Here is an 18,385-nt window from a genome sequence, read left to right as displayed (position 1 = left end):
TTCGACCAAAAGTAAACAATTAATTTTTTTGTTATAATAAGGTTTTATTTATCCAAACTAACTCAGGAGATGATAATTTATATGGATTCAGAAGTCGAAAACGGTAATTTTCCTCGTGGGTGGCATCGAACTTTTTACACCCTTTGGTTAGGAGCATTTATTACGGGAATGGGGTATTCAATGACAATGCCATTTATTTCCCTCTTTATTGCCGAACTTGGTAATTTTACCCGCTTTCAACTAAATATCTACTCTGGACTTGCCTTTGGAGTTACTTTCATTAGCCAGGCAATTGTATCCCCGTTTTGGGGCAGCCTAGCTGACCGTAAGGGACGAAAATTAATGTGTATGCGTGCTTCTGGCGTAATGGCTTTGACTATTTTTTCAATTGGATTTGCCCAAAACGTTTGGATGATTATTGGAATGCGCTTTTTGCAAGGAGTCTTTTCTGGATATATCAATAATGCTACAGCGATGATGGCCGGAGAAACTCCCCATAGTCGCTCCGGTTGGGTGATGTCAGCAATGACAACTGCCGGGGTAGCAGGTAACCTCGTTGGTCCATTACTCGGCGGTGTATTATCCGGTGCTTTTGGCTACCGAATTCCATTCTTTATTACCGGATTCCTCATGTTCTGTGTATTTCTCAGCACATGGTTTTTAACGGTTGAACATTTCATGCCCATTAAAAAAGAAGCGATGAAGCCAATGAGAGAAATTATGCATAACCTAGAAAACCCACCGTTAATCATTGTAATGTTTTTAACTACGATGATTGTTACTTCTTCGACAATGTCTATCGACCCCATCATTAGTTTATATGTCCGGCAGCTCATGGATGGTCACGGAAATATAGCACTGGTTGCCGGGATTGTTGCTGCTACCCCTGGACTAGGAACGATGATTGCCGCTTCTAAAGTTGGTCATACAATGGATCGCATTGGCCCGGAAAAAGTTTTACGAATTGGTATAATGACTGCCTTTATTCTTTTTATCCCCATGACCTTCACTCACTCGCCATGGGCACTGGCATTTTGGCGTTTCCTTCTCGGGTTAGCAAACGCTGCCTTAATGCCAGCCACCCAGACAGTCTTAACGTTAGATGTACCAACCGAAGCATTTGGACGGATATTCAGTTACAACCAGTCCTTCCAAGCAGCTGGAGCAGTTCTTGGATCAATTTTAGGCTCATTTATTTCAGGAATTTCCAGTTACCAAATGGTCTTTATCATCACCGGCTTAACACTTCTTATTAACTTTATCTTAGTAATGCTTGTTAAACCAAAGAAAACACTTGCAGAATAATTAAAAGAAAGAGAAAAAATTATGGTTCAAACAAATAAATTATTAAATGAACACCAGGTTAATGCCTTGTTTTCACGAGTAGCTCCCAATTACGATCTTTTAAATAACGTCATCAGTCTTGGAACCCAGAAATTATGGCGAAAAACTCTTTTTAATCAATTAACGATTAATCCACATGCCAACGCTCTTGACGTTTGTTGCGGCACTGGCGACCTGACAATTGAGTTAGCTAAACGAATTCCCCGTGGCCGAGTTACTGGATTAGATTTCAATCAAAAGATGCTGGAATTAGCATTTGAAAAGACAAAGTCAATTGGTAACCTCTTCTTAATTCAAGGGGACGCCATGAAGTTACCATTTGATGACAATAGCTTTGATATTGTTACAATTGGCTTCGGGTTACGGAATGTTCCCGATGCCGACCAAGCCCTTAGTGAGATTTACCGGGTATTAAAACCAGGCGGGCAATTCGTTAGCCTTGAAATGTCACAACCAACTAATCCGATAATTAAATTAGGCTGGAAGGCATACTTTACGGCTTTCCCTGTCATGGCATCACTAGCTGGCGGCCATTTTAAAGACTACCAATACTTAAAGAAAACCAGTCAGCAGTTTGTTTCTGCCCATCAATTAGCCAGAATGATGAGGGCGGTCGGCTTTAGGAAAGTCCATTACCAGCCATTAAACTTTGGCGCAGCTGCTCTGCACTTTGGTGATAAATAAAATGAAGAGCAGTTTATATTATCAAAACTGAAATGAGCTCCAGTGTATCGGCAACACTGGAGCTCACTGTATTTGCAAGAGCGTGAAAAAGAAGCTATCTTCTACCATGCTCTTTTTTACGAATAATATTAAGATATCCTAAAAAGTAACCCAATTGCATAAGTTACTACCTGCACCAACGAACCAATAAACAAGATTTTAATCGCACAAGGAAAAGTTTCTTTTTTGACTTGCTTTGCAAATAATAACCGGGTTTGCTTAATAACAAATGGAATAATGAATAATGTTAATAATACCGTCCACGGTGCAAGGTGAAGGATTGCGGAAAAAATAATTGCTAGAAATGCTAGAACGTTCTTAATGGCAAATGAATACAACCCATTACGCTGCCCAATAAAGTGAATTATCGTATGACGATGATTATCTTCATCCTCCCCCGCATCACAGATATTATTAGCTAATAGTAAATTAGAAATCCATAACTCATCCGGCAAGGCAACTAGAAAGACAACACCAATATTGGTCCATGTCCATGCAAACTGTTGAAACGCATTAATATAGACTGAAATTAAAACGATCATAAAACCCATCGTAAATCCAGAAGCAAATTCACCAACCGGTAACCCGGATAAGGGAAACGGCCCCGACGAATAAAAGATCCCAACAGCAAAGCAAAAAATTCCCATCCATAAGAGCGGCAAGCCAACAATTGTTACCAAGTAAATTCCAATTAAGCCAGCAACAGTACTAAAAGCCAGCAGTAACCCTAATACTAACCGTGGCGATATGTTTTCCCGACCAATAATATTGGTATTTTGCTTATAATCAACTGTATCCACCGCATGATTATAATCATTATAGTTATCCATCATGTCAACAGCCATATTAAACAGCAGCATGGCAATAAAAAAAAGAATGGAATTTACTATACTTAAGGAATGAAAATAGTATACACTAAGACAGACCCCTAGTAGCATCGGTAAAATACTAGCAGTTTTGGCCTTAATTTCTACCAATTCTAAAAAAACATTTAATGACATTTAGTAAATTTTCCTTTCATAATTTGTTAGATATTCGGTACAATATAAATGGTACACCATAACAAAGGAATTATCGATTAATGAAACAACATTTTTTCCATGCTTATCCAGCAATTGATCGTGCACTTAATGAAGTAAACCAAATTATCAATAGCCGGATAACTATTAACAATTCTTCTCTCAACAATGCTCTCCAACAGATGGCCTCTAATGGTGGAAAATATTTACGTCCAGCTTTCTTTTTATTATTTGCTGATATTAATAATAAGCAATCTGAGGAGCGCAACCAGCTTATTAAGATCGCTGCATCCCTTGAAATCCTCCACATGGCCACCCTCATCCATGACGATATCATTGATGATTCGCCTAAGAGACGAGGAGCGGTTAGTATCCAGTCAGCTTTTGGAAAAGATACCGCTGTCTATAGTGGTGATTTTCTCTTCACTATTTTTTTCAGCTTACTAGTTGAAACGATGAGGACAACCCCTTATCTTGCTCGTAACGCTCAAACAATGCGAAAAATTTTAACAGGTGAATTAGGACAAATGGCTAATCGCTTTGATCTTAACCAGTCACTACTCGACTATTACCGTAACGTTAACGGTAAAACAGCGGCACTCTTTAGCCTCGCTGCCGAAGAAGGAGCTTACTTTGGGCAAACATCACGACGGACAACTGCCCTAGCTAAACGCATTGGGCAAAATATTGGAATTAGTTTCCAAATTCTTGATGATATTTTAGATTATTCTGGTGACAAACACCTCAATAAACCCGTTCTCGAAGACCTTGCAACTGGTGTTTACTCCCTCCCATTACTGCTAACCCTTCAAAATCATCGTGATGAGCTTCAACCGTTACTCGACAAACGCCGGCAAATGACAATCGCTGACATGGAAAAAGTCCAGCGCCTAGTAATTCAATATGGAGGCGTTCAAGAAGCACAGCAAATTGCTGAAAAGTTTACGAAAAAAGCCCATGAAGAAATCCAAGCATTGCCAAATTCAAAATCAAAAAGATTATTAGCTAAATTAGCACAAAAATTATTAACAAGGGTAAATTAAAAGACTGCTGAGAAATTTCTCAGGAGCCTTTTTATTTTAACCTTATCTATTTAAATTCAACCGTTATTACTTCATCGCCGTGCTTAACTCCTTGTCCCGGAGTAAAGGCTGAAACCTGATCAATATCATGCGGTTGAGCGAAGAAAGTAATTACCCAGTCTTGGTGTCCCTCTTGCTTAATAAGGTCGCGATCAAAATCAAAGAGGAGCTGTCCTTTCTTTACCTGTTGACCATCAATATAATGGGCATTAAGGCCTTCACCGCGCATCTTAACGGTGCCAACTCCAATATGAACAATTAGCTCTAAGCCATTAGCCGAGGTGATTCCAAACGCATGACGTGTTCCAAAGGTAAAATTGATTTGCCCGTCAAATGGTGCGTACAACTTATTTGATGACGGCTTAATGGCAAATCCCTTCCCAGGAAATGGTTTACCATCACTATCAACAACGTCTGTCATTGCCATTAATTGGCCATCAACTGGTGCGTAAATTATTTCCTCTTTAGTTTCTGATGAAACCTCTGCGTCAGCTTGGTCACCATTAGCAAGTTTATCCTTCAATTCTTCAACTACTTCGGCATGCTTTCGTTCACTTAGTTTAACCTTAAGAAGAAAAACAAAGATAGATAAGACTGCTAATACGAGCGGAATATAGAAAGCCATACCATCAAACGTGCGGATATCATGATTAGTCATATCAGCCGCAGTAGCGCTACCATTCATCCCAGCGGCAATCGCAATATAACCGACTAACCCATTTGAAATTGCCCCAGTTAATTTATCAATCATTGGCCGCACAGCAAGCACAACCGCTTCATTCCGTTGTCCAGACTTTAATTGTCCGTATTCAATTGCGTCAGTTAAGGTAAGGACAGTAACTAATTGGGCAAAGTTAACGTTAAAAAGGATTAGGCCAAGGTCCATTACAAGTATATTCGACCGGAAAAAGATAAAAATGATGTAGGCCACAGCCATGGAAACCTGCCCGCCGATAAATAACCATTTCCGTGGAATAAACTTATTTAAGATAGGAAACAGCGGATTAGTACAAAAAGCAACAATTGTAGCAATAACCCCAACAATCCAAAACTCACTAGGCTTACCGATAACAAACTTATAGAGGTAAAAAAGAACCCCATTGGTGATGACATTGGCACAAGAATATAACAGGTATGCCAAACTTGGCCATAAAATTTGATCATTATGAAAAATAGCAGAAAAAACTTCTTTAATCGTTGTTTTATCCTGAGCGGAGTTACGAATTATATTATGCTTCTCTTCAGTCCCTGCACATACAGCAAACGCACTAAGCAAGGCGACAATTGATACAACCGCCGCAAAAGCAAGCCACCCAATGGGACCCTCCTCATATTTGCCCGTTGAAAGAAAAGTGAAGTAAGTAACGATGGGGACAACGATAATTGTTATCCCGTTCCACCCAATTGTTCCTGCAAAGGCACCAAGTGAAGTATAAATCCCACGTTCAGCAGAATCCTCACTAATCGCTGGCACCATTCCCCAATAAGATACATCAGACAAAGAATAGAAAACATCAAAGGCAATAAAAATAATAACAAACAAAATCGCAAATAAAACCCAATTGTATTTTGCTAACCCAAAGATGCCAGTAAATAAAACCAAGAGTAAAATCACACTAACAATATTGCCGATCATTATCCAGGGCTTGAATTTTCCCCACCGTGACTTCGTATTATCAACGATATTTCCTAATAACGGGTCAACCAATAATTCAAGAATCCGCACCCCAACAATTAACCCCGTAATCAAGCCAATTAACTTTGTCGAAATTGCTTTTGGCAAGCCACTAAACATTCCACTAGTTACAAAGATAATAAAATAGGTACTCATCACCCCATAGAATGCCGAATGGCCAACGTTACCAAAACAAAATGCTGCTCGAGATACTATTTGATTCTCAGTGAGCTTATGACTTCCTGCCATATTTAAATCCTCCAAATATTTGCATTTCTGTAATCGCTTACAAAGATATTATAATCTTTTATTTTTATTTAGTAAATATTTATTTAAAAAGTAAATGCATTACTAAAAAGAAAATAAAAAAGCTAACATCACTTAAACCTAGATTTAGCAAGTGATTGTTAGCTAATTAGTATTTGGAAAACTTTTGCGGTAAATAATATTGGTATTTACCTTCAAGTGGACATGAGGCCGATCAGGATGAATTATTAAATCTTGAAGAAGCTCAATTGCCATTCGGCTAAGCGTCTGCTGGTTAATATTGTAGGACGTTAATGGTGGTGAAACGTACCGCGCAATCTCACTATTGTTAATACTTATCACTACTGCATCACGGGGGATGAGGATGCCAGCTTCATTAAATGCTTGAAGAACGCCTACACTCAAAGTATCTGAAGCAATAATAAAGGCTTCGGGGAGCCTCTCTTTACCTTGCTCAATTACCTTTTTACCAAGCTGATAACCATTTTTAACATTAAATGGTCCCTTAACAAACATCGGTGCTTCTGTAACGTCTTGAAGACTAGTAAACTCACGAAAAGCAATTTCCCGTGCATCTGGTTGTTGAATATTATCAAGCTTTAACCCTGTCCCACCAATAAAACCAATTCGGTGATACTCAGCTTTAATTAACCGCTGAATCGCATCCTGAATTGTTAATTCAAGATTTGGTTGAACTGAATCAAATAGCCGTGGAGTAGGATTAATATCAGCAAAAACGCCATTAGGCAAATGTTGATGTAATTTAACTAATTGGTCGTACGTCACGCGATCTGCCCCTACGCCGATAAAGCCTTGAAACGATTTTGCTGCTGCAATTAAACTATTAATACTATTAAAAACTTCAATTTGTAACCCAGCCTTATCTGTTTCTTCAATAATTTTGTCGCGTAAAGAAGTAAAATACTCATCTTGGAGCTGTTCTTTACCACTAACACGATATAATAGAGCAATATTAGGCCGAATAGGATTTTTATCACGCTTTTGACGATTATTCCAATAACCTAGTTCATTAGCCACTGTCATGATCTTATTACGAGTCGCAGGGCTAATTGATAAATTTTGGTCATTATTTAATAACCGTGACACTGTTGCCGGTGAATAACCAGATTTTGCCGCAATTTCTTTAATTGTTGCCAAATTATTTCACCTCTTTTAGTAATGGATTTAGTAAATATTATACTACTTTTGCAAAGAAGAAAAAAACTACCTTGATTGAATAGGTCTTTTAAAGAATAAAATTCATTCTTTATACTTGTTTATTTTCTGCAAAATGCGCATAATTGAAGATGTTATATTTATATATATGAGGAGATTTAGACCATGCGTAAAATTTCAAAGGGTCTAGTACTTGCTATTACAGGAATCACCGTTGGTACAAGCGCCGGACTAACTACTAATCTTTTTCAACCATCGACAATCGCTTACGCTGCGGAAATGACTAAGGAAAAGAATGATTTAGCTAACCGTTATATTGCAGACTACCTTGGCAATTGCCAGCAATATGAACAAAATGATAAGACTTTTAAGGGCTTTTCATGTATTAAAGATATTACCTATACTCGTGACAATAAAATTAAAATTGATGTAAATGATGATATCTATCAATTGCCTAAAGCTCGTCGATCATTATTAGTTCAAAATTTACAAAATGGTGTTTATGGCACTCTTGCTGACAACGATTTAAAGAAGTTATCTGAAAAGGATATTCAAAAGGGATGCAAAACAACCATTTACCTTAACGGACACGTTATTGGTCATAGCGCTAATAACGACACTCGTCACATCATTTGGAATAAATAAAATAAGAGATTATGAATCGCCAAGTTGGTTCATAATCTCTTTATTTTTATAAATCAATATCTAATTCAATCGGCGTATGGTCACGACGTTCACCACTATCAATCATCTCTGAAGACTTAATCTTATCGGCTAAGCGGTTACTTACCAACCAGTAATCGATTCTCCAGCCCGAATTATTTTGCTTACTTGTGATTACTCGTTGTGCCCACCAAGAATAAGCCCCCTTTTCATCTGGATGAAGGTGACGAAAACTATCGGTGAAACCAGCAGCTAATAACTTCGTAAAGTGTTCGCGTTCCTCATTAGTAAAGCCAGCCGAATGATGATTGTTAGCTGGGTGAGCAAGGTCAATTTCTTCATGCGCAACATTAAAGTCTCCACTAGCGATAACTGGCTTTTGTTGGTCAAGACCTTGTAAATATTTCCGATAACAATCATCCCATACTTGCCGTTCATCAAGCCGCTTTAACCCGTTTCCTGAATTTGGTGTGTACACCTCTGTTACAAAGAAGGTTGGAAATTCGAGAGTAATAATTCGTCCTTCATCATCCATCGGTTCTGGTGCCCCAATCTGCGGATAGGTAACAATTGGCTCATATTGCTTTTGGTATAAGTACATTGTCCCTGCATATCCTTTACGGGCTGGCTCAACTGAACTCCGCCAAGCAACCTCATAATCAGGAAATAGCTCTTGAAGAACTGCTAAGTGCTTTTTTGTTGGTCCATTCTTAGACAACTTTGTTTCTTGAATTGCAATTACATCTGGGTCCTTCGCAGCAATTTTCTTTAAGACTTCCCTTGTCTCGCCCGCACGGACTGAAGTTCCTGTTAATGCCGCATTAATTGAATCAATATTCCATGAGATAAACTTCATTATGACTTCCTCTTTTCATCATTAATCATTTTTAAATCTTTTTTCTTTATAAAGACCCCATCGTCAGTTGTCATTCCTGTTCGTTGAGCAATTTCATGATAGGCTGATGTCATTGCCTGATAATGATCTACCCCGACCAACTTACAAAATATTAACAATGCAATTTGAAGGTCACCAATGCTATCAATTAATTTTGCACGGTTTTCTTTGTTATATGCTCCAGACAGCTCACCTAATTCTTCAGTCATTTTCATAAATTCAACTCGTGGGTCAGCCTGATCAATTTTTCGCTCGCGGGCCCACGCTATTATTTTTTGAAATAATTCTTCATAATTTTTCATTAGCTCACCTCAGCTACCGATTTCTACACTATTTTTACTATAAGGTAAAAGAGAAAAACGAGCAATGAATTTCTGACAATAATTTACCAAAAACCTACCATATCAGAGCATTTTTTATGCTCCTTTTTAGTTCCAATAATGAATTTAAAAATAAAAAGAACCCTTGATACACAAGGGCTCCACACTACTAGTTATCGCGGCGACGTTCAGCGATACGAGTAGCCTTACCAGTACGTTCACGAAGTTAACCGTGTTATTCAATGAATATTCAGCACATATTCATCAAATATCTATATTCCTATTTAAATAGGAAGAAAACCATTAAGTGTTCATTTAATATTAACTAAAAGTCCAAATTTCTGCTAACATTCTGCTAACAAGATTATGCTTAACGGCACCCCTCACATAAGAGATGCCGTTTTAATATTGAACCACTCATTTATATGTATTGTATCATTTAAAAACTAAAAAGAGCGCTTATTAGGCGCTCAGTTTACCGGTACGGAACAAGTAACCAACTGATTCCATTATGCACTCGGTGTATATTTCAATTGTTTTGACAAATATATTATAACATTTAAAAAGCAAATGACAACATAAGTATGATACAATTATTTTTGCACTTGGTGAAGTCTAACCAGCTTCAGTTGTGCAGAAGGAGGTGTCTCCTTTGAACGTCAGTATATTTCTGATTGTTTTGATCGTGCCGAATAGGCTCGTTAAGCAACTGCTACATTCCGTAAAAGTTGCAATTAAAAAGGCTCTTAAACGCCTAATTGAGGAACTGCTTGGTTAAAACCCATTTTGTTCCAATATAGGAGGTGTGCAAGATGTTATTTCAGCGGTAGTTTTGCTATCGCTGTTTTTTTATTATATAACAAAAAGCCCTAGTGGTAGTTACAGAAAATGTAACAACCGCTAGGGTTAATTCTTATTTAAATGTTCCAAGCGGCTGATTATTATTCGCATCACGACAAACAAGATAACCATATTGATTATTTGGTCGTGGTTGACGTAGCCATACATATCCATCGTGGCGTGACCAAGCGTCATACTTAACTTCACTGTTGGCTGGTAATATTGCAATCAAAGCACTATTAGCCTTTGCACCCCACCGCAAGTTGATTGCAGTGCTAGTAATAAATGTTCCACTTTCTGCAAACCAACGATCACCTAAATCATCTACCCAGTGGTTAGAAGGTAATTCAGTCTTAATGACTGGCTTTTCTTGTTCAATTGGTTTATTCGGTTCTGGCTTAGCTGCATCACTTGGATTAAACAGCTTAATGGCATTATCAGTTAAAATAACTGAACCATCAACGTTATAGCCAAGTAAGTTATCGGTATGTTGCCACATATCAACATAGTTTGCTGATGGGAAGTAATTGAAGTCTGGATTCTTTCCAGCTGGCTTACCATTAGCTAACGGATAAGCCGCTAACCAGAACATGTCCATGTGTTGATGAATTGATTCTAAACCAAAGTTAGGCAATAAGTATTTATAAGTGTAGAAGCCTGTATGGAAACCAGCATTCCGTACAGTGTCAAGGAATACATTTACTGATGACGTTGGCATGTTGGAAATTTCCGCATCCAAGATCATCAACGTACCAGGTTGAACGTTAGCTTGTGCCTTTGAGTTAGCAATAAAGTAGTTAGCTTCGGCTACTGCTTGAGCATCGTTATGGAAGCGGCCAAAGTGGTAGAAAGCAAAACCTTTAACTCCGCCGCCAGCACTACGATCAATCAATGAACGGATATATGGGTTAACATAGTTTGTACTTTCGGTTGTCTTGACGATAGCATAATCAGCACCAATGTTTTTGTAATCATTAACTGTTAAGTGGCTTTGAAAGCTAGCTAAGTCCAGTGCAGTTCCATATACTGTCATATTACTTTTCCTCCTTGTTGTCGGTAGTTTCTACTTTGCCTGTTGTCAGTTCCTCTGCTTTTATATCTTTAATCTTATCGTTAGGAATAAAAGCGCCTTTTGCAAAAGAAATATTGTCAGAGTCAAGGTACGAACGTGATTTACCAGTCGCTTCCGATAATTCATAAGCCGCTTGGACTGCTGCTTGTACTTGCTTCATATCAATGTTGATACCTTTGCTAGCAAGATAAGCTTGTACCTGAGTAGACGCTGTAATAAGCTTCTTTTCTCCACTCATATCTTTACCAACAAGTGAATTAACCACAGTCATAGCCACTTGTTCAAGCAAGGTCCATGCTTCTTTTTGCTGTACTGTTTTCGCATGTTTAATCTTATTTTCAATCCAAGGCTTGCCAAATGAAAAGGTAAAACAAAAGAGCCATATAAGCAGCCCAGATTGAAAAATCCAATTAATCACATCATTTGCGATTTTCATGTCTCATATTCTCCTTATAATCATCACTTAACTTATAGATATATTTCTTTATCCAACTCGGGAACGGTACTCCCATCTGGCCTAAGTTTTCAATAATAGAAACACTGTAGAATAAACAATAGAAGCTAACAAAAGTGTCCGCCGCCGAATTCATACCGTTCGCGTCTAGCATTGGATACAAAGTCAGCATAATCAGAAGCAGTACACCATGTTTAATTAAACCAGTAGTACCCTTACGTGAAGTTGTATGATGAGTAACAATGCTTTTAGCAAATCCTGTAATGATATCAATGATTATCACCCAGACAAATAGCCAAATTAGACGGTTATCTTCCATTCCTTGAAAATGTTGCAAATATACTTGATGGTATGGTGGCGGTGGTGTTGCCATTAATAAGTGCATTAGTATTTATTCCCCCTAATCAAAGCCGCCCATAAGAAAAGCGTACGATTGCGTTAGATTTTTTAACGCTTTTTCGTACGCTTATTTATGTATTGTGTATTTCTATGGCGACAGTTAATTAATTATTCAGTCTTTTCAGTGTCTTTAGTACTATCTGCAATTTCATCTTGTGCTTCATACATTAGATTTTGGAAGTCCTGGCTGTCTTTACGAACTACTTTCTTATTAGCGTCATAAAGTTCCTTATTAGCGATAAACGTATTGAAACTATCACTACCCGCATCATCGTTATATACATTAGCAGTGAAGTTAGCGACTACTTGATTATTAACGGTTGACTTACCAGTTAAGGTGATTGCTTTAGTTGTTTCTAACATAATTACTTAGCTTCCTTTCCATCCTTTTGCTTCTTGAGTTCTTCTAGTTGTGACTTTAATTGATTATTTTCTTGTTCCAATTGGGTTGCCTTAGCTTCCCATGATGCTGCTGTATAGTTAGCCACCATAAGTTTTTGATTAAGGCTTTGCGCTACTAAATTCATATCGATATTATTTGTATTATTCATTTTGATTAACTCCTTTTACTATTTCCATTCGATCGTTTTCGTATCCTTTACGCTTGGCCTTAATTTCCCAGGCAAAGTGAATATTAGGTTTACTTGATTTCACAACAAAACAATTTGCAGACCGTGAAGTAATCCAGACATTAGCGTCACCATAAGATGTTAAAAAGACTTGATATGGTACTACCGTATTAACAGTTTCTAGGAAGAATGGATCAATCATCACGGTAATTATTCCATCACTATTAGTCTGAGCTTCTCCGATGTCGCCGAAGTAATATTCGGCTGTTTCGTAGGCATTGATGGCAGCCATACCACGTGAAGTTGGAACAATGGCGTTTTTAGAACCAGAAACAGATAAATTACCACTAACGTTAAAATCGCCTTTAACTCCAGGCCATATACCGCCAACCGAAATGTATTTATCACCAGCCGTTAAAGTAGCACTATTGCTATCCGCAAAAAAACCGTTTTCCCCGTTTAAGCTTCGCAACATCACCGAATTATTTTCTATGGATAATCCTCCAGCAAGAGTCCCATTGGGACTTGTAAAACAATAGCTTGAAAACGAACCATAAAGTTGTGTTTCTCCATTATTGTTATAAGCCCCATCTAATAAAAGGTGTGGCAAAGTATTAATCTTTCCAGTAGAAACAGGTGAGCCGGCGTATAAAAATAACTGTTTGTTAGCTGCTAACTGCATAAATCCACGCTTATCGCCAGATATTCCACTTCCAACAATAGGATTGCCGGCCATACGACTGAGGACTCCATTTTCCCAACCATTAGTTTTTAAGAGGAAACCATCAGTCCCGGTAAGGCTTAATCCATTAGTACCAAATCCTAAAACGTTATCCGCTTTTGTTATACTTCCATAGTCTGCAGAGAGTACTCTATCAGTTAATCCCATTTTTTTGTTGAGGTGAATTTCACCATCACGAATATCTACGCTGGAATCATTACCATAAGCACTGACGCCACCCTTTTTAATCCAAACGTTATTTCCGCTGTTGTCGTAGTCATGAATACCATTTTGATCTATCCAAGCATTATGATTGTCTTGCCAAACATGAAGCGAACCACTATCCAGATAAAATTCACCGTTACTTCCTCTTAACGTACCAGCAGTAATATTATTCGCATTCAGATTAATAATGTTCACGTTCGCCGCATTCAACGTCCCGGTGGTAATCTTATCCGCATTTAGTGAAGTAATTGCTGCACTAGGGATAAATGCATTACCAGAAAAGACCGTTGAAGAAGCGTCCATGTAGATTTTATCGTTCTGGATTAGGGTCGTGCCGGCGGACATGTTGATTTGAGCCATGATATTACCAGCAGTTACAGTCCGTTGCCAGCCAGACCAGGAACCATTATAAGTTCTGGTATAACTAAGATTAGGGTCATTATCAGCGGAAAGAGTTTGCCGTAATCTATCGCCGGTTCCTTTTACATTAACTACTAGCCAGTTACCAATCGGTGAATTAGGATTGTTCATTGCTCTGATAATGTAATTACCTTCAGTGCGTAGATTATTAATATCCTGTGCTGAGGTATAAGTTTTAGTAGTTACATTAGGATTCATATAGATGTCATAAGGATTGGCAGTATATGGGGTAGCAATTGTACCTTTTTCAATTTTTAGATTAGAAATTTTAGCATTATTACATTCAATCTGAATGTATCCTCGATTCTCGCCAATTGATTTAATCTCTTTATTAGGGATTGTAGATGTTGCATATATTCTTTGTTTTCCATTAACGGTTGTAGGTCTTAACCACACTCCTGGATAATCAGACGATGAACCATCTTTGTAATTTAATTGCATTTCCCAGCCAATTCGATTGTTAGGCTGACTATTACTCGTACGCCAACCATTCCACTCAACATCAACCGATATGGTAATAGTCTGCCCCCGTAATTCATTAACTTTTTCAACAGTTAATCCACCGATATATCCATCTTGACCAGAGGTCCCACTAAATGAAACATTGTTGGTACCATAGGCTAAATTTACACCGCCACCGGCAGTTGCTTTTTGTAAGTTAACATTAAAGTTATTAGCTTGTAATGTCATCTGACTTTGTAACTTATTGACTTTATCAGTAATTTCATTTCTAGTAGTTTGGTTAGTTTGAGTGATTGTGTTTTGAAGCTGACCATAATTACCGGAGACTGTGGACTTTAGACCATTAATAGTTGCATTAACTTCATTAAAAGCTTGCTCAGTATCTTCGGGTGCAGGTGACCAATCGGTCATTTTACTTCCGATTTCAATTTTTGCATGGCTTGCTTTACCAGATCCGTTAATACTTACGTAACCACTGTGACTATTATTAATAACCGTAAAGGTAACTCCCGCTGGTAACGCGTATTGAGTAGAAACTCGTTCTCTTCCCTTTGAAGTAGTTGGATTTTTCCAGGCTCCAAGCCAATAATCATGGCCATCACTTCCCTTAGCACTTAGTTCAAACCCTAAACGGTTTTGTTTACTACTGTCGCTTTTGAAATTACTCCACTCAACATCAACTGATACAGTAATAGTCTTACCCGCTAATGCATTTAACGTTTCATTACCAATTGTTCCAAGGTCTTGGCCCCATCCAGTTATGGATTTATTGGAATTCCTTAAATAATTCCGCCCACCAATCTGAATAGCGCCGATCTTAGCATTTAATCCATCGGCAGTTGAAGTAAATTGATTTTGAACTCCCGTAATTTTATTAATTAAGTCTGTTCTTACAGCAGATGAGCTTTGGCTAATTTGGGATTGAAGATTACCGTAATTACTACCAACTGTTGAACGCAACCCTTCCAATGATTGCGATAATTCAGAAAACGCAGACTGTGTAGCTAAATCATTAGGTGCAGGAGACCACGAAGTAGCTACCTTGCCCTTTTCGACTTTCAAGTTAACCCATTGAATATAACCACCCTTAGCACGATCAATTCGGAACTGTAAGTTAAGATAATCATTTTTTAACGCATCATTATTTATCTGAAAACTCCATTCAAAATGACCACCATGCCAACCAGAAGTAGTTTGAAGTTTCTGCCAGTTTCTTCCAGGCAGTACATCATAATTCCAACCCGTTTTATTACCATTCGCTTGAACTAATATTTGCGGATTAGTCCCTGTTAAATCTTGATATTGATAATTAATATGAAGAGTTACCCAATCACCAGCATTTAATCCATTGAGATAAAACTTACCAATATCTTTAGTCTGATTTTCTCCACCATTAAGATTAGTCCATGAGGCACTCCAAGAGTTACTAGTTCCTCGAACTAAGTTAATTCCACCACCACTAAACATCGGAATAGTAGTTTGTTGCACCTTCTGCAGAAAGCCATCAGCATTTTGCAAGAAGCCTGAATTGGTAAGAATATTACTTAATCCATGCCAATTGCCATCATTTTTAATCGAATTAATAGCATCATTTTTGGCAGAATTAGTTTTATTGTCAGTCTCAGACTTCGTGTAATAGCTACTAAATTGTTGACTAGTCGCAGTAATACGAGCTGACAATTCACTTAAGCTATGTTCAGTGTCTTCTGGGGCTGGGCGATAATCCGAAGCAATTGTTCCTAGTTCTAATTGTGGATGATGATAAGTCGTGGCAAAGTTTTTACCTTGAGCAGTTCCCATTGGCCCTGCATATAATCTTACTTGGTAGGGAATCCCGTCATCTGGCGTAGTGAATGTAAAGCTATGACGTTTACTATCAGCATTACAGAACCATGCCTTGACCTCTTTATTTACGTACTTACCATTATAATTATCACAGTATATTCTTACTGATGCTTGTTGAACATTATTAGTATTAGTAGCAGAAACTGAAAAAGTGTAGGTTGTATTATTTTTAAGATTATTAAAAATAATCTTATTATCCCATTCTGGATATGGGTCAGTAGTCTTCGATTCAACCACAATATCTGTTTCACTGTTTGGAATTAAATTTCGTCCGCCAATCTTCAAATTATTCATTCGATCGGTGACACTATCAATGTTCAACTTCAACCCATTAGCCGTTGCCTGCAAATCAGCCGTCTTAGCGTAACCGTTTAAGTCACTAGCCGTTAACTTAGCCTGTAATGCTTGATTAGTCAGGTTAACAAAATTGGTATAAGTTGAATTATCAACTTTACCTGCTAATAATGTTTGCAAGTTCTGCGTCGTAGCCTTTAATTGGACAATATCGCCACTAGCATTGCCAAGTGTAGTCTGAATGCCCTTTACATCAACCTTAGTAGAATTAACATCCCCTAGCAGGTTAGCGTAATTAATATTCAAGCCATCAACCGTCTTAGTGACATCAGCGATATTCTTGCCTTGTTGTTGAGCCTGCTTGGTTAAATCGGCAATGCTATTTTGCGCTGAAATATACTTCTGCAAAGCATCCGATACATCGTTAGTCACTTTGGTTAAATCAGGAACAATGTTGTTATCGTACTGACCTTGTAACTTAGTAATGCTGTTGCTTAACTTTTGTAGGCTATCATCAGCAGTCTTCTTATTATCTTCAATTGACTTATTCAGATTTTCAATATCGGTATCAGCTTTTTGCTTATTGGTGATGATGTCGGCTTTGGCTTGGTTAAGGTCAGATTGGGCTTGCTCAACCATTTTTCTAATCTCACCGTCTGATAAATCTTTCCTTACCCACTTTCCAGTACCATCATCTTGTTTTTCAAAGACCCACAACTCAGTAGCATTACCGTTCTTTCTAAACCAAACATCATTGAACTTAGCGTTGGTTGGTGGTTCTGTTACGCTTGGCGGAAACACAACCGTCCCATCTGGTAATCTTCTAAGTTGTAATTCTTTAATTGTTTGAGCAACACTACCTTGCCAAGGAACCATTTGATCAGAAGAAGTTGTCTGATCAGCTTTTGAAGTTGCAGAAAGCCCACCATTAAAATCAAGTGTGTAACTACTGTTTGGAACAACAAAAGAATTTCCCTGTTTATCTTCTAGTCGTAGCCAATCCCCCGCTTCAACAGCAGGATTACCGAACCAATTCAGACTAAACGGGTAAAAAGTCAAGTCTTTCAATTGCTCCCAAATATCATTGAGCCGTTTTGGTGTCATGATATTATTTTCGAGTTTGATTTGAGAACCAGTAGTATCCCCAGCTTGATAAGTCTTGGTTTCCTCTGTACTCTCACCATCACGAGTTTTAGTGGTAAGCGTGACTTGGCATTGAATACCATTAATCTTATAGGCAGCTTCATTCTTCGTTAGTCCTGCTTGTTCATATTGACTAGGATCTAATTCATAGTTTGGTTCAGAAATTGTCCGAATTGTAAATAAACCTTGTCGATCAAACAGAGCATAACCAACATACAATTGAGCAATCCAGCCAAGTGCTTTGCGGTAGCTCTGACCAGTGATTGGAGCTGGCAAATCTGCTTGGTGCAGAAGACGTGCTAAATCATCAGTATTAGCCTTAACACCTGATTGAGCACAGATCTCCGCAATGACATCTAATACTTTAGCTGGGTACGTTAGTTTAGATACATAAGTTCCCTCTAAGCCACAGAAACGATCACTAGCACTAACAGTCGTAAGATTATTATTTCGGTCCATCTTGATTTCACTGGAGATAATAAAAACGCCCAACGGTTCATAAACATAACCGCTAGATGTTTTTATTCCAATGCTAGGATGAACCTCCATTCCCAGCTTCAATCCCTCAATAAGGTGAGAGAATTCAATCTGAACTGTATTTGAATACGTAGACCCAATTGCAAACGTATCACCGCTATAAGCTCCCGAATCATATTTCAAACTATTAACATCAGTTGCACCATATGTTTTACCATCAATCGTAACTTTAATATCCAAAGTTCGCTGTGAAGCTCGCCAAGCATTTTGAACTTCTTTTGATTGTGTTAACACTAATTA

The 18,385-nt window shown here is 38.0% G+C and carries 15 protein-coding genes; 4 read left to right on the top strand and 11 right to left on the bottom strand.

The window, feature by feature from the left end; genetic code table 11:
• Positions 1 to 81: 81 nt before the first annotated feature.
• Together H5S39_RS10415 and ubiE are read left to right on the top strand one after the other, a co-directional pair.
• Positions 82 to 1,305 (top strand): MFS transporter, encoded by a 1,224-nt coding sequence (locus H5S39_RS10415; protein WP_510610100.1) that lies wholly within the window; start codon positions 82 to 84, stop codon positions 1,303 to 1,305.
• 21 nt (positions 1,306 to 1,326) lie between these two features.
• Complete coding sequence (ubiE, locus tag H5S39_RS10410) at positions 1,327 to 2,028, top strand: bifunctional demethylmenaquinone methyltransferase/2-methoxy-6-polyprenyl-1,4-benzoquinol methylase UbiE (protein ID WP_182595438.1); 702 nt, start codon at positions 1,327 to 1,329, stop codon at positions 2,026 to 2,028.
• 128 nt (positions 2,029 to 2,156) lie between these two features.
• Here the strand turns inward: ubiE and H5S39_RS10405 are convergent, their stop codons facing one another.
• Positions 2,157 to 3,068: a prenyltransferase gene (locus tag H5S39_RS10405; protein ID WP_182595439.1), complete on the bottom strand. Its 912-nt coding sequence runs from the start codon at positions 3,066 to 3,068 to the stop codon at positions 2,157 to 2,159.
• Between the two features lie 80 nt (positions 3,069 to 3,148).
• On the opposite strand from H5S39_RS10405, the gene H5S39_RS10400 reads away from it, so the two are divergent.
• Positions 3,149 to 4,129: a polyprenyl synthetase family protein gene (locus H5S39_RS10400; protein ID WP_182595440.1), complete on the top strand. Its 981-nt coding sequence runs from the start codon at positions 3,149 to 3,151 to the stop codon at positions 4,127 to 4,129.
• Positions 4,130 to 4,175: 46 nt separating this feature from the next.
• On the opposite strand, the gene H5S39_RS10395 is transcribed toward H5S39_RS10400, so the two are convergent.
• Both H5S39_RS10395 and H5S39_RS10390 read right to left on the bottom strand, forming a co-directional pair.
• Positions 4,176 to 6,092: a sugar MFS transporter gene (locus H5S39_RS10395; RefSeq protein ID WP_182595441.1), complete on the bottom strand. Its 1,917-nt coding sequence runs from the start codon at positions 6,090 to 6,092 to the stop codon at positions 4,176 to 4,178.
• Positions 6,093 to 6,254: 162 nt separating this feature from the next.
• Complete coding sequence (locus H5S39_RS10390) at positions 6,255 to 7,268, bottom strand: LacI family DNA-binding transcriptional regulator (RefSeq protein ID WP_182595442.1); 1,014 nt, start codon at positions 7,266 to 7,268, stop codon at positions 6,255 to 6,257.
• Positions 7,269 to 7,451: 183 nt separating this feature from the next.
• Between H5S39_RS10390 and H5S39_RS10385 the strand changes: the two genes are divergently transcribed.
• On the top strand, positions 7,452 to 7,931 hold the full coding sequence (locus tag H5S39_RS10385) for a hypothetical protein (protein ID WP_182595443.1): 480 nt from the start codon (positions 7,452 to 7,454) through the stop codon (positions 7,929 to 7,931).
• A 46-nt stretch (positions 7,932 to 7,977) separates the two neighbouring features.
• Here the strand turns inward: H5S39_RS10385 and H5S39_RS10380 are convergent, their stop codons facing one another.
• From H5S39_RS10380 to H5S39_RS11680, 8 genes are all read right to left on the bottom strand, one after another.
• Positions 7,978 to 8,805, bottom strand: coding sequence for an exodeoxyribonuclease III (locus H5S39_RS10380; RefSeq protein WP_182595444.1), 828 nt, complete (start codon positions 8,803 to 8,805; stop codon positions 7,978 to 7,980).
• The gene (locus H5S39_RS10375; RefSeq protein ID WP_182595445.1) at positions 8,805 to 9,146 is read right to left on the bottom strand and encodes a MazG-like family protein; all 342 of its coding nucleotides are present in this window, start codon (positions 9,144 to 9,146) and stop codon (positions 8,805 to 8,807) included. Before H5S39_RS10375 ends, H5S39_RS10380 begins: the two co-directional genes overlap by 1 nt.
• 931 nt (positions 9,147 to 10,077) lie before the next feature.
• Positions 10,078 to 11,037, bottom strand: coding sequence for a GH25 family lysozyme (locus H5S39_RS10370; RefSeq protein ID WP_182595446.1), 960 nt, complete (start codon positions 11,035 to 11,037; stop codon positions 10,078 to 10,080).
• Position 11,038: 1 nt separating this feature from the next.
• Positions 11,039 to 11,512, bottom strand: a complete 474-nt coding sequence (locus H5S39_RS10365; protein ID WP_182595447.1) for a phage holin, LLH family — start codon at positions 11,510 to 11,512, stop codon at positions 11,039 to 11,041.
• Positions 11,496 to 11,915 (bottom strand): phage holin family protein, encoded by a 420-nt coding sequence (locus H5S39_RS10360; protein WP_182595448.1) that lies wholly within the window; start codon positions 11,913 to 11,915, stop codon positions 11,496 to 11,498. Before H5S39_RS10360 ends, H5S39_RS10365 begins: the two co-directional genes overlap by 17 nt.
• 122 nt (positions 11,916 to 12,037) lie before the next feature.
• Positions 12,038 to 12,292, bottom strand: coding sequence for a hypothetical protein (locus H5S39_RS10355; protein WP_182595449.1), 255 nt, complete (start codon positions 12,290 to 12,292; stop codon positions 12,038 to 12,040).
• Positions 12,293 to 12,294: 2 nt separating this feature from the next.
• The gene (locus H5S39_RS10350) at positions 12,295 to 12,480 is read right to left on the bottom strand and encodes a hypothetical protein (protein ID WP_182595450.1); all 186 of its coding nucleotides are present in this window, start codon (positions 12,478 to 12,480) and stop codon (positions 12,295 to 12,297) included.
• Positions 12,473 to 18,379 carry a peptidase gene (locus tag H5S39_RS11680; RefSeq protein ID WP_231832833.1) on the bottom strand — a complete coding sequence of 1,969 codons (5,907 nt, stop codon included), beginning with the start codon at positions 18,377 to 18,379 and terminating at the stop codon, positions 12,473 to 12,475. Before H5S39_RS11680 ends, H5S39_RS10350 begins: the two co-directional genes overlap by 8 nt.
• Positions 18,380 to 18,385 lie beyond the last annotated feature (6 nt).

Source organism: Limosilactobacillus rudii (genome assembly GCF_014145455.1).
GTDB classification, from domain to species: Bacteria; Bacillota; Bacilli; order Lactobacillales; family Lactobacillaceae; genus Limosilactobacillus; species Limosilactobacillus rudii.
The sequence above is the reverse complement of the archived record's forward strand: the minus strand, read 5'-3'. Positions and strand labels throughout refer to the sequence as shown.

Excerpts from the sequence above, each read along its gene's own strand:
- H5S39_RS10415 (WP_510610100.1), top strand. The coding sequence starts at position 82 with ATGGATTCAGAAGTCGAAAACGGTAATTTTCCTCGTGGGTGGCATCGA.
- H5S39_RS10385 (WP_182595443.1), top strand. The coding sequence starts at position 7,452 with ATGCGTAAAATTTCAAAGGGTCTAGTACTTGCTATTACAGGAATCACC.
- H5S39_RS10355 (WP_182595449.1), bottom strand. The coding sequence starts at position 12,292 with ATGTTAGAAACAACTAAAGCAATCACCTTAACTGGTAAGTCAACCGTT.
- H5S39_RS10400 (WP_182595440.1), top strand. The coding sequence starts at position 3,149 with ATGAAACAACATTTTTTCCATGCTTATCCAGCAATTGATCGTGCACTT.
- H5S39_RS10380 (WP_182595444.1), bottom strand. The coding sequence starts at position 8,805 with ATGAAGTTTATCTCATGGAATATTGATTCAATTAATGCGGCATTAACA.
- H5S39_RS10395 (WP_182595441.1), bottom strand. The coding sequence starts at position 6,092 with ATGGCAGGAAGTCATAAGCTCACTGAGAATCAAATAGTATCTCGAGCA.
- H5S39_RS10360 (WP_182595448.1), bottom strand. The coding sequence starts at position 11,915 with ATGCACTTATTAATGGCAACACCACCGCCACCATACCATCAAGTATAT.
- H5S39_RS10350 (WP_182595450.1), bottom strand. The coding sequence starts at position 12,480 with ATGAATAATACAAATAATATCGATATGAATTTAGTAGCGCAAAGCCTT.
- H5S39_RS10405 (WP_182595439.1), bottom strand. The coding sequence starts at position 3,068 with ATGTCATTAAATGTTTTTTTAGAATTGGTAGAAATTAAGGCCAAAACT.
- H5S39_RS10370 (WP_182595446.1), bottom strand. The coding sequence starts at position 11,037 with ATGACAGTATATGGAACTGCACTGGACTTAGCTAGCTTTCAAAGCCAC.
- ubiE (WP_182595438.1), top strand. The coding sequence starts at position 1,327 with ATGGTTCAAACAAATAAATTATTAAATGAACACCAGGTTAATGCCTTG.
- H5S39_RS10375 (WP_182595445.1), bottom strand. The coding sequence starts at position 9,146 with ATGAAAAATTATGAAGAATTATTTCAAAAAATAATAGCGTGGGCCCGC.
- H5S39_RS10365 (WP_182595447.1), bottom strand. The coding sequence starts at position 11,512 with ATGAAAATCGCAAATGATGTGATTAATTGGATTTTTCAATCTGGGCTG.